14 protein-coding genes and 1 other annotated feature are annotated in these 20,068 nt (G+C 30.5%); of the genes, 2 read left to right on the top strand and 12 right to left on the bottom strand.

Going from position 1 to position 20,068, the window contains the following annotated elements:
• Nucleotides 1-207: 207 nt before the first annotated feature.
• The 5 genes from thrS to katG all read right to left on the bottom strand — a co-directional run bounded on the left by thrS (nt 208) and on the right by katG (nt 7,732).
• Nucleotides 208-2,115 (bottom strand): threonine--tRNA ligase, encoded by a 1,908-nt coding sequence (gene thrS, locus J1C67_RS10975; protein ID WP_167866827.1) that lies wholly within the window; start codon nt 2,113-2,115, stop codon nt 208-210.
• A 52-nt stretch (nt 2,116-2,167) separates the two neighbouring features.
• Nucleotides 2,168-2,396: a binding site (T-box leader), on the bottom strand.
• Nucleotides 2,397-2,546: 150 nt separating this feature from the next.
• Nucleotides 2,547-3,680, bottom strand: coding sequence for a deaminase domain-containing protein (locus J1C67_RS10970; RefSeq protein WP_167866826.1), 1,134 nt, complete (start codon nt 3,678-3,680; stop codon nt 2,547-2,549).
• Nucleotides 3,681-3,704: 24 nt separating this feature from the next.
• The gene (locus J1C67_RS10965; protein WP_167866825.1) at nt 3,705-4,670 is read right to left on the bottom strand and encodes a tRNA dihydrouridine synthase; all 966 of its coding nucleotides are present in this window, start codon (nt 4,668-4,670) and stop codon (nt 3,705-3,707) included.
• A 307-nt stretch (nt 4,671-4,977) separates the two neighbouring features.
• On the bottom strand, nt 4,978-5,373 hold the full coding sequence (locus J1C67_RS10960) for a DUF3775 domain-containing protein (RefSeq protein WP_167866824.1): 396 nt from the start codon (nt 5,371-5,373) through the stop codon (nt 4,978-4,980).
• A 178-nt stretch (nt 5,374-5,551) separates the two neighbouring features.
• Nucleotides 5,552-7,732: a catalase/peroxidase HPI gene (katG, locus tag J1C67_RS10955; protein WP_167866823.1), complete on the bottom strand. Its 2,181-nt coding sequence runs from the start codon at nt 7,730-7,732 to the stop codon at nt 5,552-5,554.
• A gap of 488 nt (nt 7,733-8,220) precedes the next feature.
• Here katG and J1C67_RS10950 point away from each other — a divergent pair, with 488 nt between their 5' ends.
• Both J1C67_RS10950 and J1C67_RS10945 read left to right on the top strand, forming a co-directional pair.
• On the top strand, nt 8,221-8,748 hold the full coding sequence (locus J1C67_RS10950; protein ID WP_341479229.1) for a helix-turn-helix domain-containing protein: 528 nt from the start codon (nt 8,221-8,223) through the stop codon (nt 8,746-8,748).
• Nucleotides 8,709-9,719, top strand: coding sequence for an IS3 family transposase (locus J1C67_RS10945; RefSeq protein ID WP_167866853.1), 1,011 nt, complete (start codon nt 8,709-8,711; stop codon nt 9,717-9,719). Before J1C67_RS10950 ends, J1C67_RS10945 begins: the two co-directional genes overlap by 40 nt.
• Before the next feature lie 476 nt (nt 9,720-10,195).
• Here the strand turns inward: J1C67_RS10945 and J1C67_RS10940 are convergent, their stop codons facing one another.
• From J1C67_RS10940 to J1C67_RS10910, 7 genes are all read right to left on the bottom strand, one after another.
• The gene (locus tag J1C67_RS10940; RefSeq protein WP_167866821.1) at nt 10,196-11,167 is read right to left on the bottom strand and encodes an Rpn family recombination-promoting nuclease/putative transposase; all 972 of its coding nucleotides are present in this window, start codon (nt 11,165-11,167) and stop codon (nt 10,196-10,198) included.
• Nucleotides 11,168-11,757: 590 nt separating this feature from the next.
• A complete protein-coding gene (locus tag J1C67_RS10935; RefSeq protein ID WP_167866820.1) occupies nt 11,758-12,618 on the bottom strand; it encodes a C39 family peptidase in 861 nt (286 codons plus the stop codon).
• Between the two features lie 583 nt (nt 12,619-13,201).
• The gene (locus tag J1C67_RS10930) at nt 13,202-14,647 is read right to left on the bottom strand and encodes an MFS transporter (protein ID WP_167866819.1); all 1,446 of its coding nucleotides are present in this window, start codon (nt 14,645-14,647) and stop codon (nt 13,202-13,204) included.
• Nucleotides 14,648-14,666: 19 nt separating this feature from the next.
• Nucleotides 14,667-15,101, bottom strand: a complete 435-nt coding sequence (locus J1C67_RS10925; protein WP_167866818.1) for a MarR family winged helix-turn-helix transcriptional regulator — start codon at nt 15,099-15,101, stop codon at nt 14,667-14,669.
• 358 nt (nt 15,102-15,459) lie between these two features.
• The gene (locus tag J1C67_RS10920; protein ID WP_207253498.1) at nt 15,460-15,939 is read right to left on the bottom strand and encodes a hypothetical protein; all 480 of its coding nucleotides are present in this window, start codon (nt 15,937-15,939) and stop codon (nt 15,460-15,462) included.
• Between the two features lie 526 nt (nt 15,940-16,465).
• Nucleotides 16,466-17,665, bottom strand: a complete 1,200-nt coding sequence (locus J1C67_RS10915) for an FprA family A-type flavoprotein (RefSeq protein ID WP_167866817.1) — start codon at nt 17,663-17,665, stop codon at nt 16,466-16,468.
• 54 nt (nt 17,666-17,719) lie between these two features.
• Nucleotides 17,720-19,621 (bottom strand): acyl-CoA dehydrogenase family protein, encoded by a 1,902-nt coding sequence (locus J1C67_RS10910; protein WP_167866816.1) that lies wholly within the window; start codon nt 19,619-19,621, stop codon nt 17,720-17,722.
• Nucleotides 19,622-20,068 lie beyond the last annotated feature (447 nt).

Genomic DNA, 20,068 nt, shown 5'->3' with positions numbered 1-20,068 from the left:
AACTCTTCATTTTGCCATAACTCCTCAGGAATCCAAATACCTTTACATGATGTTTCCATAACATCCCTTGTTTGTTTTCACACTAGCCCTTTAACTTTTCATAACCCCTATTAAAATAAAAAAAACTGTAATAAAGTTTTTATCTCTATTACAGTTCAATTGCTTAAATTAGCTTACACCTTGAAATTTTCTAAATCTTCGAGGTCGTTACGCATCTTTATTTTTAATTTCATTAACAAGTCTTTCTATTAGATCTTCCAGCTTTAAAGTTCCTTCATCTCCATTTTTTCTACTTCTTAATGAAATTTCATTATTATTTTCTTCTTTTTCCCCAACAACGATTATATAGGGAACTCTTTCATTTCTAGCTTCTCTTATTTTATAACCTATCTTTTCATCTCTATAATCAATTTCAACTCTTATTCCCTTTGCATATAATTCTTTTTTAATACAATCTGAATAATTTCCAAACTTACTTGATATAGGTAGTATTTTCACTTGAATTGGAGATAGCCATGTTGGGAATTGCCCAGCAAAATGTTCGATTAGTATTCCTATGAACCTTTCTATACTTCCAAATATTACTCTATGAATAACTATTGGTCTATGCTTTTCTCCGTCATTTCCAATATAGTCTAATTCAAATCTTTGTGGTAATTGAAAATCTAATTGAATTGTTCCACATTGCCATGTTCTCCCTATACTATCTTCAAGATGAAAATCTATTTTAGGTCCATAAAATGCTCCATCGCCTTCATTTATTTTATATTCTAAATTTAGTTCATCTAATGCACCTTTTAAAGAATCCTCTGCTAATTTCCAATCTGCATCACTTCCCATAGAATCCTCTGGTCTTGTAGAAAGTTCAAGATTATATTTAAATCCAAATCTTGAATAAACCTTATCAATAAGGTCTATAACCCCTTTTATTTCCGATTTTATTTGACTTGGTAACATAAATATATGAGCATCATCTTGAGTAAAGGCTCTAACCCTCATTAATCCATGTAATGCTCCTGAAAGTTCATGTCTATGAACCCTTCCAAGTTCCCCTACTCTCATTGGAAAATCTCTATATGAATGAGCTTCTGATTTATATACTAACATTCCACCAGGGCAATTCATTGGCTTTAATGCAAATTCTTCTTCATCAATAATAGAAGTGTACATGTTTTCCTTATAATGATCCCAGTGTCCTGAAGTTTCCCATAATTTTTTATTAAGCATTATAGGTGTTTCAATTTCAACATAACCATGTTCTAAATGTAATTCTCTCCAAAAATCAATAAGAGTATTTTTTAAAACAACTCCTTTAGGTAAGAAAAATGGAAATCCTGGACCCTCTTCAATAAAACTAAATAGCTTTAGTTCCTTACCTAACTTTCTATGATCCCTCTTTTTAGCTTCTTCTAAATTATGCAAATGAGTTTCCAGTAATGTTTTATTAGAAAATGCTACTCCGTATACTCTTTGCAACATTTTATTCTTATCATTACCTCTCCAGTAAGCTCCAGCTACGCTTATTAATTTAAATGCTTTTATATACTTTGTAGAAAGAATATGTGGACCTCTACAAAGATCAATAAAATCTCCTTGCTTATATAAAGATATCTTTTCATTATTTGGTAAATCATTAATAAGTTGCACTTTATAATTTTCATTTCTTTCTTCCATTAGCTTTATAGCTTCTTCTCTTGAAACATCCATTCTTTCAAACTTCAAATTTTCTTTAATAATATTATTCATTTCCTTTTCAATCTTATCTATATCTTCCACAGATAATGGATTTTCAATATCAAAATCATAATAAAATCCATTTTCTATTGAAGGTCCTATTGCAAGTTTTGCACTACTATAAAGTCTCTTAACTGCCTGAGCCATAACATGTGAAGTAGAATGTCTGATAGCTTCAATTGACTTTTCATCATCATATGTCAGAATATTTACCTCATCATTATCTTTTAGTTTATAACTCAAATCAACTAGCGTTCCATTTACTTCCCCCACTACAGCTGATTTAGTTAAATTTTTGCTAATTGAATTTGCAAGATCATAAATATTAGAATAATCCTCAATTTCTCTTATTGATCCATCTTTTAGTTTTATCTTTATCATATATTACTACCTCCTTTTATTAATTAATTGTATGAAAAAAACACTCATCCCAGCTTGGGACGAATGTTAATATCCGTGGTTCCACCCAAATTGAATTAAATTAATCCAATTCTTCTCAATATGTTTAACGACTTTCACCGATGGTATTTCACTAATTTTAGCTAATAAACCATAACTCCAGGGTAGTTTTCTTATAGTCATATCTAGGAATGCTTACAACCGGTGACATTCCCTCTCTAAAAACTGTACTCTATAATACTCGTCCCTTTCTCTGCTCATTTATATTTAATTTAAAATAATCTTATTAACTTAACTCTATATTTAAAATATGTTATCACTTTTGTAATAGATTGTAAATACCTTCTTGTAATAGATACGCTAATAATTTTAGATATTACTTGTACCTGAAGTTTTCCTTACCTCTAACTACGTTATTCTCCATATCTTCTACTATATTTTACCTGTATTTTTATATTTGGATGCTTTATGCAAAACTGACTAATTACAAAATAACAACTTGGGCAGGGTTCCCATTTACTATATAAAATAAGATTTCCTTCATCCTTAAGAATTTTTGCTTCTATTTGTTTATGTATTTCTTCAAATATCTTTTTTTCACTATCAAAAGCTCTCTCATATCCTATTCCTAATTTGCCTAATTTATTAACTTTACTACTTTTAAAAATTGCCTTTTCTAGTGGTGGTGCTGTGTAATAATTTTTTATCTCATTACTTCCACTAATTGCTCTAAATTCTTTCTCATTAAATATTGCTACTGCTATATTTATAGAGTCATTTAATGCTTTGCTTTGATCTATTTTAAATGTTGTCTTTTCTTTTTCATCAACTTTCATATATTTATCAATATTTTTTATTAAACGTTTCATTCTTTGTATGTTATTACTTAAATATTGATGATACTCTACAGTACCCTCCTTAGCCCTAATATATTCATAACTTATTTGCTTAGGTATTTCTATGGATACTGTTTTAGTTTTAGTTTCGGCATTATATTTTTCTTTTACGCCTTCGTTTCTAATAGAAACCATTTTTTTCAATAGTTCAATATCCTTTGCATAAACATAGTCCTTATCTAATTCTTTTTCTAACTTTTCCAATTTTATTTTCTCTTCTTCACTTATTACTACAGATATATTACTTTTTATTTCTTCTATAGCCTTTATGATATCTTCAACATTATCTTGAGAGCTTACCTGTCGTTCATATTCAATTCTATCTATATCTAGTTTTTTTACTTCACTTATTTTTTTACATAGTTTGTTATGTTCATTTTCAAACAATATCATTTTTGCTATATAATCCATAAAATCCTTAATATCATTTGCTCTATAAGTAATCTCAGTATCCTTAATATATATATGCAATCTCTCCGTTACACTATTATCTATTTTAAAAATCTTTGTAATTTTTTCTTTGAATTTTTCGTCATCAAATTCATCTATCTTATATCCTTCTCTTTTTAACGCATCTTTAAAGTCATTTATATTATTAATTTTTATTCTTTCTTTTTTTCTATTCTTTAATTCCATATTTCTTTGTTTCATATTCACCCATTTCCAAGTACTTATTTAATATGGCTTATTAAATAATCCAGCTCCTTGTATAATTTCCTGATCCCTAAATAAACTTAAGACAGCTTCATTATAATCACTTAAATTTTGTGACTTCTTTATTTTTTTAGCATATTTTTTATTATCTGAAAATATGCAACTCATATACCCCCATAGTTCTTTCATTCTAAATATTGCATTTCTATCTTCATTAAATAATTCTATATATTTATATAAAATTTCATCATGAAAATCTTTTAATACTTCTTTATCTATAAAAGTATTATTTTTAATTTCATTCATTAACCCTGGATTGGCTAGTATCCCTCTTCCTAGCATTACTGTATCTACTTTTGGAAAAGCTTTTATTAATTTATTATGATCATCTACAGTGAAAATATCGCCATTATAGCATACTGGGTTAGTAGTTAATGATAATCCATCTTTAAATACTTCTAAATTAGGTTTATTTCCATAAAAGTCTTTTTGTGTTCTAGGATGGATAATTAATTCTTCTAAAGGATATTTATTGTAAATTTTTATCAGCTCATAAAATTCTTCTGGGCTATCTTTTCCTATTCTAGTTTTTATAGAAATTTTCATATCATCTATTTTAAATATTTCATCTAAAAATATATCAAGTTCTTCTCTTTTAGCTAGAAATCCTGATCCTCTATTTTTTGAAACAACGGTTCCAGCAGGACACCCTAAATTTAAATTAACCTCATTATAACCTAATTGCTGTAATTTTCTAGAAATATTAATAAAACCTTCTGAATCGTTAGTAAGTATTTGAGGAACTATATTCATCCCTTTATTATTTTCAGGAAAAACATCCCTTAATTCTTTAGTTTTAAGACTTCTACTTTGATTAGTAACGATAAAAGGTGTAAAGTATTTATCAATATTTCCAAAATATTTTTCATAAGAAGTTCTATATATGTATCCCGTAATGCCTTCCATTGGTGCTAAATAATATTTCATTTAATAACTCCTTTTGTAGTTCAATTGTTTAAATTAGCTTGTATCCAAAAACCCTCTGACCGACCTGGTCATTACGCATCTTTTATTCTAAAATAACTGTCGCGCCTCGTCTGTTCGAATATCTCTTATTATATCCAATTTAAATATATTAAACAACATAATAAAGCGTGCCTTTATTAGCACGCTTCATTTAATATTTAAGCATAATTCAGAATATATTACTGTATCAACAACCTTAATCGTTTACTAAAATCAACATCCAAACTTGTTTTTTTAATATCCTGCCCTTTTCTCTCTTATACTTATATTATAAACCTAATAATTTTAATCCTAATCTAAGATAGTCACCTAAAGGAGATTTCGATACCATTTGGTCAACTTCTGTTTCTTTAGTTTCAAATTCTAAAGTTTTCTTTTTTTCTTCAATTTTAGCCCATACTTCAGCCTCATCACTATAAGTTTTATTACTATAAACTTCATCTCTACCAATATACATAATAGCTTGTATTGTAAGTACTGTATCATCATCAAATGACTCTAAATATCCAGATAATTTTCTTCTTTCTTTAAGATCCTCCTGTGAGTAACGTATCTTAATATCATCTTTTTCTTTCAACTCATTATTCCCTAAAAACCTATGGAATTCATCTGATAATTTTATAGTTTGTACAACAATTTCTTTAATTTCATTTAATTTCTTCATATTAAATAACCTCCTAATATAAAATGATTACGTTACCAATTATCACATATTTATTTGTATATTTCAACTACTTTATAGTATTTACCAATGTAACCATCTCTTCCCTAGGTAACTATTATTTCCAATACAAAAGACGTTATCACGAAACGTGCTAACGTCTTTACACTATAAAATCGACTTAACTATCAAAGCGGTCTGCATTCATCACCTTGTTCCATGCATCTATGAAATCTTCTATGAATTTCTCCTTATTATCATCACTTGCATATACCTCAGCAACTGCACGAAGCTGTGAATTTGATCCAAATATAATATCAATTCTTGTAGCTGTCCACTTAACTTTTCCTGTATCTCTATCTAAGCCTTCAAACCTTTCTCTATCTTCTGATAATGGCTTCCAAATAGTATTAATATCAAGAAGATTTACAAAGTAATCATTTGTAAGAGTTTCTTTTTTATTTGTAAATACTCCATCCTTATACTGATTATAATTAGCATTTAACACACGCATACCACCAATTAATACTGTCATTTCAGGAATAGTCAATGTTAATAATTGAGCTCTATCAATTAACATATCTTCTGGTTTTACTGAATAGTTAGTTTTCTCATAATTTCTAAAGCCATCTACCTTAGGTTCAAGTACACTAAAGGATTTTACATCTGTTTCCTCTTGAGTTGCATCAGTACGTCCTTGATTAAACGGAACAATAATATTATATCCTGCATTTTTTACAGCTTTTTCAATAGCCGCACATCCACCCAGTATAATTATATCTGCTAATGAAACCTTCCTATCCTTTGAATGTGACTTATTAAAACTCTTCTGTATCTCTTTTAATATACTCAAAATATTTTTAAGACGCTCTGGCTCATTAACTTGCCAATGTTTTTGTGGCTCAAGGCGTATTCTTGCTCCATTTGCTCCACCACGTTTATCTGAGCCCCTAAAAGTTGATGCAGATGCCCAGGCTGTTGTAACAAGGTCAGATACCGACAGCCCCGATTCTAAAATCTTTTTCTTAAGTTCTGAAATATCCTTTTTGTTAATTAATTTATAATTTGCTTCTGGTACAGGGTCTTGCCAAATAAATATTTCCTTTGGAACCTCCGGCCCAAGATATCTTGATATTGGTCCCATATCTCTATGAGTTAATTTAAACCAGGCTTTAGCAAAATCCTCTTCAAACTTTTTAGGATTTTTTAAATAACCTTTTGCTATCTCCTTATAAATAGGATCATATATAAGGCCTAAATCTGCTGTAGTCATCATAGGTCTATGTTTTTTTAATGGATCCTGAGCATCAACTACCATATCCTCTTCATCTACATTTATAGCTAACCATTGATATGCTCCTGCAGGGCTTTTAACAAGTTCCCATTTATATTTAAATATTGTCTTTAAGTAACCCATAGTCCACTTTGTTGGCTCTGCCTTCCATGCCCCTTCTAATCCACTGCTTATTGTATCATCACCATTTCCAGTTCCATAGCTGTTTTTCCATCCTAAGCCTTGCTGCTCAATAGGTGCAACCTCTGGTGCTGGTCCAACATAAGTAGGTGATGCTGCTCCATGACATTTACCAAAGGTATGTCCACCTGCTATAAGCGCCACAGTTTCTTCATCATTCATAGCCATACGTTCAAAAATTAATCTAACATCAAGAGCTGATGCTAATGGATCTGGATTTCCATTTGGACCTTCTGGATTCACGTAAATTAACCCCATTTGAACTGCAGCTAAAGGATTTTCAAGTTTACCATTTTTAAAGTTATCTCCAAGTATTTCTTTGCTACCCCAATCAATCTCCTCCTGTGGCTCCCAAACATCTACTCTGCCACCACCAAAGCCAATTGTCTTTAACCCCATAGATTCAAATGCACAATTACCTGTTAATATCATAAGATCGGCCCAAGATATTTTATTTCCATACTTCTTTTTAATTGGCCAAAGTAAACGTCTTGCTTTATCTAGACTAATATTATCTGGCCAGCTATTAAGTGGTGGAAAACGTTGAAGACCTTGTCCTCCACCACCTCTACCATCACCAATTCTATAAGTCCCTGCACTATGCCAAGCCATACGAATAAAAAATGGTCCATAATGACCATAATCGGCCGGCCACCAATCCTGTGAATCTGTCATTAGCTTATATAAATCCTTCTTTAGTCCTTTGTAATCTAACTTTTTAAATTCTTCAGCATAGTTAAAGCACTTTGACATAGGATTGCTTTTATCACAGTTTTGCCTAAGAATGTTAAGATTCAACTGGTTCGAGCAGCAATCCTTATTAGTAGTTCCACCACCAGCTGTAGCTGTACTAGTTTTTCCTGTTACTGGACATTTCATTTCTGACATAACACTACCCCTCCTTGTATGATGTAGTTAGAACATTTGATAGAAAAGTAAATACTCTTCTAACGAACATTAGAACTAACTTAATTAAATTTAAATATAGAATACATATAGATACTGTATTCTATATTAGCTATCCCTTCTCATTTAAATGATATTACACTTTATTATATAGGTGTCTAACTAATCATATGAGTAATTTTTTATAATTATACTTTCATTTATCAATAGTGTGACTTCATACCACTCTAGTTCTGATATGATACCTCCAAAGTAGACATGGTAAATAACCAAAATCTACTTTGGAGGTATTTTTTATGGGACGAAAATATAAGTATACTCCCGAAGATAAAATTCAAGCAGTTGAGGATTATCTATCGGGTATCAAGAGCATCTATCAAATATGTACAGAATTATGGATTCGTTATAGTTGCAATAGAGGCGGTATCATACGTAACTGGGCTAAGAAATATCAAGAATTCGGAGAATCAGTGTTTTATCATAAACCACATAATAAATCTTATTCTTCAGCATTAAAACTTAAAGCAATTGAGGAATATTTTGATGGAAAGTTATCTCAAGAATATATTTGCACTAAGTATGAAATTCGTAGCACTAGTATTCTACAAAGATGGATTAAGAAGTATAATAGCAATATGGAACTTAAGGATTATGATCCGAAACAGGAGGTCTATATGGCTAGTGCTACAAGAAAAACAACAATTAATGAACGTAAAGAAATTGTAATATATTGTATTGAACATAAACGTGATTATAAAAGAACCGCTAAAAAGTATGATGTTTCTTATAGTCACGTTTATTCATGGGTTAAGAAATATGATATGACTGGTGAAGATGGTCTTGCTGATAAGCGAGGACATCATAAAGCAGATGATGAAGTTGATGAATTAGAAAAGCTACATAGAGAAAATAAACGTCTAAAGCGCCTGCTTGAAGAACGTGACATGGCAGTAGAACTATTAAAAAAAGTGAAGGAATTCGAAAGGGGGCGATTCTAGCTAAAGGAAAGTTAGAACCTAAATATCTTGCTATACAGTATTTTAAAAATGAAAAAGGTTGGGATATTCTCTACATGTGCCAACAGTTAAATATTTCTCGTGCTGGTTATTATAAATGGCTCAATAGAGAAAAGTCTCCTACTGAATTGGAGAATGAACAAATTGCTTTATGGATCAAAGAATATGATGAAAAGTTTAAGCATACACTGGGCTATCGCCGTATGCGTAGCTATATCAATAGAGATAAGAATAAGAACTACAGCAAACGTAGAATTCAGCGTATTATGCATGCACTTGGAATTAAATCAATAATTAGAAAACAGAGAAAACCTTATCGTCGTTCTACACCTGAAACAGTTGCAAAAAATACATTACATAGAGAATTTGAAGCATCAAAACCTAATGAAAAATGGGGAACAGATGTAACAGAATTTAAGGTTACAATGAGTAATAAAAAAGTATATTTAAGTGTAATTTTAGACTTGTATGACAGGTCGGTTGTATCTTATGTATTAAGTAATAGAAATGATAATAAGCTTGTATTTGATACATATGATCTTGCAATCGAAAAGAATCCAAATGCAATACCATTATTTCATAGCGATAGAGGATTTCAATACACAAGCAAAGCGTTCCAAAAGAAGTTACAGGAACAAGGCATAGAACAATCCATGTCTAGAGTTGGTTGCTGCATTGATAATGCACCAACCGAAGGATTTTGGGGCATTATCAAATCAGAGATGTATTATATATCTGATTTTTGCAATGAAGAAGAATTACGTAAGGCAATCGATGGATATATAGATTATTACAACAACTATAGATATCAAGAAAGATATGGTACTCTAGCACCTATTGAAGTAAGAAATGCTGCATTAAGAAATGATAATCCAATTCAATATCCTATTCCTGAAAATAAACGAATACAAGCTTATAAAGCAATGTTAGAATCAAAGAAACAAAGTGCATAAAAAATGCGACCAATAATATGGTCGCATCAACTTATACATTTTTAATTATTTAACCTGTCTACTTGACAGAGGTCAGTTCAGTATTGCAACACCTTTTGTTTGTATATTTCTTTTAAATTATCCTATTTCAAAATGCACCAAACACTATAAAAACCATAGTACTTTTAGATGCTTGTATCTGAAAGTATTTAAAACCTGTCGGGGGGCGTAGCCCAGTATGGCGGCTCGTCTGACAGACTTATGGCTTGCTATCTTTTCTAATTTTAGATCTTATATTAAAAACAAGCACTCTAAAAAATCTACCAATGCTTTTATTTGCTTATACTCTCAAGCTTTATATTCTCTACATCTATAATTCTAAAATTATACCGTAGTATTTCTATTTTACTTTATATTATATCCCATAATCTATTTTTGTTAAACAAAAAAACTGTAATAAAGTTTTTTGCTCTATTACAGTATAATCTTAAAAACTTCTATCTTAAAGATTCGATAAATTCTACCGTTAACCCAGTCTTTAATGCTATTGTCTCATTATCTAATACATCTAATAATTTTTTTGCAATTTTTATTTTTTCTTCTTCTCGGCCTTGTTCTTTTCCTTCTTGTCTTCCTTCTTCTCTTCCTTCTTCTCTTCCTTCTTCTTTTCCTTCTCGCTTATAGTGTACCTTTCTAATTTCCTCTATTGTCATTTTTAATGCCCCTCCCTTCTCTCTCTTATACTCTTCATATTTCTTTTCTAATTTTGGATCTTGTATTAAAAATAAGTACTCTAAAAAATCTACTAATGCTTTTATTTGCTCATTATCTTTAACTTTATCATAATATGCAAGTTCTTCAGCTAATTTAACTTTAGCTATATATATATCCTCATCCTTTGAATTTGTTTCTAATAAACTCTTAGCCATTTTAAAAACTAATTTTAAAGGGTTATTATCACTTATATTCTCAAGCTTTATAGTTTCTACATCTATAGTTCTAAAATTATACCGTAGTATTTCTTCCTCTATTTCTGGAAGTTTATATACATATCTTTCATCCTTTCCTGCTCTACCTTTGTACGTATATATTGCAGCTGCAACTATTTCCGATTTATCCTCATATTTATATCTGAATTTATCCCAAATTCTATAGAAATATCTAAACATTCTTTCTCCAAAGATATCCTGCTTACTATCATAACTTTGTACTTCTATATGAATAAATAATATTTTACTACCATTATCTTTTAATCTAACCTTTATTATCTTATCTGATATTACTTTATCACCGCTATATTTATCAAAAATTTCCTTTTGTATTTCTTTAAGCTCCATATCTAATGATTCAGTTCCAAGTTTCCAATGAATTTCATTAAATATCTCTGGAAATAATAATTCAACTATTTCTACTTCAAATGCTTCTAAAATAGCTTTCCACGCCCCATCAAAGTCATGTGTCTTCGACAATTTTGTTCACGTCCTTATATACTTTATTATTTCTATTTTCACTTTATATTATATCCCATAATCTATTTTTGTTAAACAAAAAAACTGTAATAAAGTTTTTATCTCTATCACAGTTCAAATTTTTTAATTATTTTTTTAATAATACTTGTATTTTTGAATTAATTCGCAAATATGGAAAGTAGTATTCTGAAGATACTACTGCCGATATGTAAATGTAAATAAATCATTCTAAGACTCATACAATACAAATGAAAATTTTAGGAGATATTTCTTTCGACATGAATAATAATATAATTTAAACCATTTAAGACTGACTCTAAACAAGCTATAAATTCTAAGAATATTTCCTTTAATTTTTTTAGTTACTCCTAATTGTTTATTTTTCTTATCTTTAGCACAAGATGCTCCAAGTGTAATAAAGTCTTCATCTCTATTACAGTCTAATTGATTAAATTATTGTATTTTAGATACTACTTGTACCTGTAAAATACTGTTTCCCCTGAAGGAACTTTTGAGTAGCCAGCTTGTCTGGCACGAAATTGCTAGCGATTTAATTTGATATACCCTTTGCTTTGTTTCAAAATAATGTTTTATTTACTTATTTCCCATAACATTAAAGATTCTTTTATAAATACATCTATATCCCATTCTTTTGAAGAATTAATTTTACTATTAGGATCATTTATTTTTATCTTTCCTTCATCTGTGATACCAGTTAATACTAAAAAATGTCCACTTCCTGTAAATGTTCCAGGCCCTACTGATGTTATTATAGGGTTTCCCTTTTCAAGTGATGATATAATAGTATTCTCATTTAAAGGTATAGCCGTGCTCTTTAATCCATACTTCTTCGTCGCTGCATTTACTAGTTCCCAACTAGACCCAATTCCATCTACATAAAAATTGTTTTCCTCTGCATATTTTGCAATAACATTAGGTGTAACTGATTTATCATTATTAAGTGAATAAATCACCATTGCTAATGATGTAGGCGCACACCCCGTCAAAGCCATAAAATCATCGCCATATTTTTTATATCCCCAATGCTCGTCCCATTGAATAAATAGTTGAATCTCACCTTTTTCCTTTTTAAAATCATTTGGATTTATTTTATAATCTTTATCTTTGTTCTTTGGATAGTTTAATACAAAATCAATTGTCTCTTCATATTTTCTTGCTAATTCAATTAAAGACTCTGGATACTCTCCACTGTTTTGCACGATCATATCCATCTTAGATATGTTATTCTCTTTCTCTTTTTGTTTACTATTTTCAGATACTAATACTTTAGGTGAATCGTCATCTGAAAATGTTATATTCTTAAGTTTTACAACTATAATTATTAGTATTAAGCATATTGTTGCTAATATCAACCTTGCTCTTCTAATTTCTTTTCTTCTTTTTTTACTAATTTTTCTTTTCTTTTTAATTTTATTCCCTTTATTTTTCACAGCTAACACCAACCTCTATATTTAGTCTAATATTAAACTCATTATCATTTGTACATGAATATATAATTACAGTATATCATTAAACTGTTACATCACTGTTACAAAATTATGTTTACTTAATTAAAATTTTCGCAAAGCTAAACCTATGGCTTAAATTAGCAATAACTTTTATTTTGTTACCATACTCTATCATTTTCACTAATTCATCATCACTTAGTATTTTATTAGCAAGAGTATTACTTCATCCCATTCTAGTTCCTCTGAATAGTGATTATCTCCAATAATGTTATCTAAAACAAAGGTGCTGCAAATTATATTGCAACCCCTTTTGTTTTTATATTAAATTAATTAAATCACATAAATTCATCAAGTATGTACCTGTAAAACCCTGTTTCTCCTGGTGGCACTGCCAACTGAGGTAGCTTCTTGGAAACATCTAAAACCCCAGGTGGCCGTAGCCCAACTAAAAACTTTTTAAAACAACTATGATATACATATATGTATTTGAAATGATGCTACTAATAAGTATCTTAAATCCTTGAAAAGTTGAATCTTTTCAAAGGTTTAATGTTATTTTTTGATACTAAACTAATCTAGATTTTTTAGCTGATTTAGATTTACTAGCATGTAATCTTAAAAAGGTTAAAACTGCCCCAATTATACAAATAACCGATGCAGTTATATATACAATTCTCATGCCGTAAATAAATGCATCATTGCGTCCTGCTATATAACTAGTTACACTATAACCAACTTTATAACTCATCCTGTTATACAAGAGTGTCGTTGATAAAGCTATTCCGCATACCATTCCTAAATTTCTTACAAGTCCATTAATACTTCCAGCAATACCTAGCTTATCCCTTGGTACTGTTGACATTATTAATGAATTATTAGGTGATTGAAATAAACCATTTCCAAGTGACATAACTGCTATAAAAATTATCATACTAATTAGACTAGTTTGCTCATTTAAAGTTGACATTAGTAGTAACCCCAAACTTGTAAGCACAAGCCCTATAAAGGTTAGAATCTCAGATCCTATTTTATCTGACAAATGTCCACTAATTGGTGCCACTACAGACAAAATCAAGGGGGATATCATAAGTATTAATCCAGTGAATGCAGGTGAATACTTAAGCACATCCTGAAGGTAAAAAGGTTGAATAATAATTGAACAAAACATTGATACAAAAGATATAAATCCACAAAATATACTGAGTGAAAATAACTTATTCCCAAAAATTCCTAGCTGTAGTAAAGGATTTTCACGTTTCTTTTCCACAATAATAAATGCAATAAAAGAAATAATTGCTATTAAAAATCCTAACAAAATTATAGGCCTTGTAAATCCAACCTCTTGACCCTTACCTAGAGCTACGAATAGAGGAACTATAGCAAACATAAACAATACTGCTCCAAGTACATCCAATTTCACCTTTTCTGTTTTATTAGATTTAGGAAGTATCTTAAATCCATAAAATAAAGTTATTATACCTATTGGTACATTTATTAAAAATATATATTCCCACCTGGTGCCACCCACTATAAATCCTCCTAGTCCTGGTCCTACCAAGGCTCCCAGAGCCACGAATGTTCCTGTGATTCCTAACGCTCTCCCTCTTTCATTTGATGGAAACACTGCAGTAATAATTCCTTGACTGTTGGCCATGCAACCTGCGGCTCCTATCGCCTGTATTACCCTAGCTAAAACTAAAATCGAAAGGGAACTTGTAATTCCACAAAATAAAGATCCTATTGTAAATAAAGCTATTCCAAACTTGAATACCTTTGTTTTACCAGCTATATCTCCCCATCTTCCAAAAACTAATATAGTTGCTGAAATTATAATTAAATAACTTGTTACTACCAATTGAATGCCCGATGATGATACATTTAAAGCTTTAGCCATAGAAGGTAAAGCTACGTTTACGATACTACCATCTAATGTACACATAAAAGTTACCATTACAACTATACATAAAATTGCCCATCTATTTTTATTACTACTATTATTTACTGAATCCATTTAAACTCTCCTCTTATGCTTATATTTCTATATTTTTTATATTTTTTAGAATCTTATCCAAGGAATCCATGGTAGTTATCTTCTCCTCCTCATTTAGATCCCTCGTTATTATATCTATCAATTTACGAACTTTATCAATAACTTTTGGAATTACATCCTTACCCTTCTCTGTCAAATATAACTTATAGGCTCTAGAATCATCTTCATCTTCTTTCCTATTAAAATATCCGAGTTTTATAAGTTTTGTGATGGTCCTAGCTGACATTGCCTTATCATGACCCAATTCTTTACTTATTTTATTTTGGCTAATGCCTTCATTTTCCATTAGTGTAAGTAAATACGGGTATGAACCACTGCTTAATTCATATTCTTTTAATACCTTATCTAAATAAACTTGCGTAGTTCTAAAAATTTTGTTATTAAGTTTTATTAAATGCATTATATCTTCCTTCAAAATTTAACCCCCTCATATTTAATTATCTTAAAGATATTTTTCATTTTAGTTGACAAGTCAATCTTATTATAATGAAATTTTGTTGACTTGTCAACTATTAATCTTTTGATTTATATTATACGACCTAGTACCTAATGTGACTGCGAAGTCAATGTCATCAAGCTAAGAATACATTAAATTGGTAAAATAAAAACTTAATATTCCCAAAAAATGCTTAACTTTTGAAAATCGCCTAATAATCATTACGAATACCTTTTTAGGTATATCTAGAGGTTGGGATGATTTTTTTATGAAAAATACGAGTTTTTTAGCAGAAGGAATAAGAATAACAAATGAGCTATTAGATGATATAATATTTTTATGTGAAACAAGAATGGGGAGAAATAAGCCGACTCAAAAATACCCCAAGGGGAAACAGGATTCCTCTTTCACCAGAGTAACCATCACACATTAACATATATGGACTTTTGGGGTTGCCAAGTACAATAGAAAACATATACTCTTCTACAGGTAATTCATACCCTACTTTTGTAAAACACTCCAAGGAATTCTGAATAGTTTTTTTACAAGTTTTCCATAAATTTTCGTTTGAAATTAAATCTATATTTTCCTTTTGTTTTTCATCTACCTCTGATGGTGCTAAATACCCAAGCATACTGCTTGCCATAACTACATCATATCCACCCTTCTGTAGAGATTTAAGAGGCACATTATAACAAGACCACTTAAATTCAAAAGGCTTCATTATTTCGTAACGATAAATATCATCTCGCTTTCCCTTTGGTGCATTCATCATTTTTTTGTAAATTGTATCTGATCGTATTAGTTTAATACTCATATCATCAGCTCCTATATATCAATATACAGGATGCCGTAACGTGATAGTCAATAGTTTTTACAAAGTTAAAAACCCTTCTATTATATTCTTTTGTGGAAAGAAAATTGTTGGTATATTTCCTAAAATATAATAAAGTGATAATTTAAAGATATTAAAATGATACCCTAAAGATAATTGTTCATTTTTTAAAGTGGCTATTGCATTTTATTTTGCAATAGCCACTTTATCTATATACCAAATAATTGATTACTTCCATTCGCAACTATTCTCTATTGGCAATCTCTATCTTCCCCTGATATATTTTGAGTAGTCATTCTCGTCTACACTAAATTGATATTGGTGCTTATACATCTTCTAAAAACTCTTCAATAACAACTTTAGCCTAAATAAAAAAACTGCAATAAAGTTTAGCTCTATTACAGTTTCATCGCTCAAATTATTTTATTTAAACATCACTTGTCCCTGGAAAATCCTGAGTCCCAGGGGAACTTTTGAGTAGTCAGCTTGTCTGACACGAAATTGCTAACTATTTCATTGATTCTAGAACACTTTCAACAAGGGTATCCATATCTGGAACATTATCTTCATTCATTGAAGACATAAGTGTAACCTTATCTTCTAGAATTGTCATTTCTCTCATATCTTCTAAGAACTCACGCATCAAGCTTCCAGATTTACATGCCCATGAGCCATTTTCTAGAATTGCAAAAGTTCTCTTTTGAAGGTTAAGTGCCTTCATATCCATTAGGTAATTATGCATAAGTGGATAAATACCAAGATTGTATGTCACTGATGCTAAAACAACATGACTTACTCTGAATGTTTCAGAAATCAACTTAGATACATGTGTGTTTGAAACATCATACATAACTACATTTTTCATACCTTTTTCTACAAACTTAGTAGCTAAAGCACTAGCTGCACTTTCTGTATTTCCATACATTGAAGCATAAACAATCATTACTGCTTTTTCTTCTGGTTCATACCTACTCCATTTATCATACTTATCTATAAAGTATCCAAGGTCTGTACGCCAAACTGGTCCATGTAGTGGACAAATCATTTTAATGTCAATTCCACCAGTTTTCTTTAACAAGGCTTGAACGTGAGGCCCATATTTGCCAACTATATTTGTATAGTATCTTCTAGCATCATCAATCCACTCACCCTTAAAATCAACTTCATCATTAAATAGTTTTCCATCTAATGCACCAAATGATCCGAAGGCATCAGCTGAAAAAAGAACACCATTTGTAGTATCAAATGTAACCATAGCTTCTGGCCAATGTACCATTGGTGCAGCTACAAATGTTACTACATGCTTTCCAAAAGATTTTATATCCCCTTCTATAACTTCTTCCATTTTGCCATCAATATTAAATCCAAATTGTCTCATTAATAAAAATGCTTTTTCTGTACTTATAATTTTAACATCTGGATAACGTAATAATATTTCCTCAACAGAAGCTCCATGATCTGGCTCCATATGATTTATTACTAAATAATCTAGTGTTCTACCAGCTAAAACATGTTGTATATTTTCTAAAAACTGTCTGCCAATTGACCAATCTACAGTATCAAATAGTACTGTTTTTTCATCTAATAACAAATATGAGTTATATGAAACACCTCTTGGAATTGGATGAATATTTTCAAAAAGAGCTAACCGCTTGTCATTACCGCCTACCCAATACAGATCCTCCGTTACTTCTCTAACACAAAACATAATTTAATCCCCCTTTTTTTACTATACAATATTTTTAATTTCTTGTTATAAATTTTAAGCCTCTATAAACTTATCTTTTTCTTCACCACAGTCTGGACATATCCATTCTTCTGGAATAGCTTCAAATAAAGTTTCAGGTAATACTTCGCTGTCCTCATCACCTATAGCTGGGTCATATTCATAGCCACATCCATTACAAACATATCTCTTCCAAGTAGGAACAACCTTTGGAGGAGGAGATTTCTTCATCTTTTTCATTGGAGGCGCTTCAGTTTTAGGCTCTCCATTATCTAAAGCTGCTGTTAATAGTGGCATTATTTCTAAAATATCTCCCACAATACCATAATCAGCATTTTTAAATATAGCTGCATTAGCATTAGTGTTTATAGCAACTATTGTAGTAGCATCTTTTATGCCCTTTAAATGTTGACCAGCACCAGATATACCACAAGCAATGTAAAGATTCCCATTAAATTTTTGACCTGACATTCCCACATAACGATTAAGTGGTAAATATCTTAAAGTTTCAGCTACAGGACGAGATGACCCAAGAGCCGCCCCTGCTTGAATAGCCAAAGCTTTAGCAAGTTCCATATTTTCCTGTGCTCCAATACCCTTACCAACACTAACTACACGTTCAGCCTTAGATATTGGAGTATTTATATCAATTCCAACAGTGAAATCATAATTATCTGCTTTTAATGCTTCTACTAACTTTGTAACTCTTTCCTCTGCTGTACCTTCTTTCAGAATCATCTTTTTTCTAACACCTGTTTCTGCACCTTTTTTCTTAGCAACTGGAATATTGCTTTTTGGCATTCTACCTATTATATGTGAAGCAATTACTACTCTTTGGATTTCATTTGTTCCTTCATAAATAGTACAAATTTTAGCATCACGATAAGCTCGTTCTACATCCATACCTTTAAGATAACCAGATCCTCCAAAGATTTGAAGAGCATCATTTACAACTTCTAAACATATATCAGAAGCATACATTTTTGCCATAGCCGCTTCTTTCGCATAAGGCTCATGATTTTCTTTAAGCTCAGCTGCACTATAAATTAATAGTCTTGCCGCAGCTAACTTTGTTGCCATATCAGCTAGCTTAAATGAAATACTTTGTTGCTGACATATAGGTTGTCCGAATTGTATTCTTTCTTTTGAATATTCTAAAGCACTTTCATAAGCACCTTGTGCAATACCTAATGCTTGAGATGCAATACCAATACGACCTCCATCTAAAGTTGCCATAGCTATTTTAAATCCTTGTCCTTCTTTTCCTAATAAATTCTCTTTAGGAACCTTAACATCATTAAATATTAATTCTGCAGTTGCAGAAGATCTAATTCCTAACTTCTCATAATGTTCACCAAAAGTAAATCCTTCCCATCCTTTTTCAACAATGAAAGCACTTATTCCACGAACGCCTATATCTGGTGTAGTTACAGCAAATACAACATATACATCAGCTTCATCTGCATTAGTTATAAATATCTTTGCACCATTTAAAATATAGTAATCACCATCTAGTACTGCAGTAGTTTCAGTACCACCAGCATCACTACCAGCATTTTGCTCTGTTAACCCAAAAGCACCAAGCTTTTCACCCTTTGCCATTGGAATCATATATTTTTGTTTTTGTTCTTCTGTTCCATATGCAGCTATTGGATAAGTCCCTAGAGAAACATGGGCAGATAAAATTACACCTGTACCACCATCTACTCTAGAAAGTTCTTCAACAGCAATTGCATAACTAAGTACATCTAAACCAATTCCACCATACTTTTTAGGATAAGGAGTCCCTAAAACACCCATTTCTCCTAATTTTTCTATGGCCTCTTTTGGAAATTTACTTTCCTTATCTAACATAAATGCTATGGGTTTTACCTCTGATTCTGCAAACTCTCTGATTTTCCTACGAAAAGCTTCGTGTTGTTCACTTGTCTTATACATAAACTTACCTCCTTTTATTTCGGGTTGTATTTAAATTTTTATGAATTCTATTATTAAAAATCCATAGAAAATATACACTTTAAAATTTTAGAAATATACTAATCCTAATAATTCACGTCAAACCCTCAAGCTGCTTATATCATTCCCAAATCAACAATAACGTTTATAAGATATTTTATTTCTTTTAATAACCATTATTATAAAACACTCTATTTCTTTTGTCAATTATTTCCTCTGATATTTTTACAATTATTTTCGGTCTAAATTCCAATAAATTTTATAACTAATATGATTTCATTTCAGTATATAGAACCTCTATTTCCGTTATTCATTTTACACAACTCCTTCAACTTCTTTAATCTAAAAACACAAATAAACTATCTCTAACAAAAAAATCCACAACAAATTTAATTGTTGTGGATTCCATGGCGGTGTCAAAGAATTCTA

The organism is Clostridium gasigenes (assembly GCF_017348895.1).
GTDB classification, from domain to species: domain Bacteria; phylum Bacillota; class Clostridia; order Clostridiales; family Clostridiaceae; genus Clostridium; species Clostridium gasigenes.
This window is presented reverse-complemented; position numbering and strand designations above follow the sequence as displayed.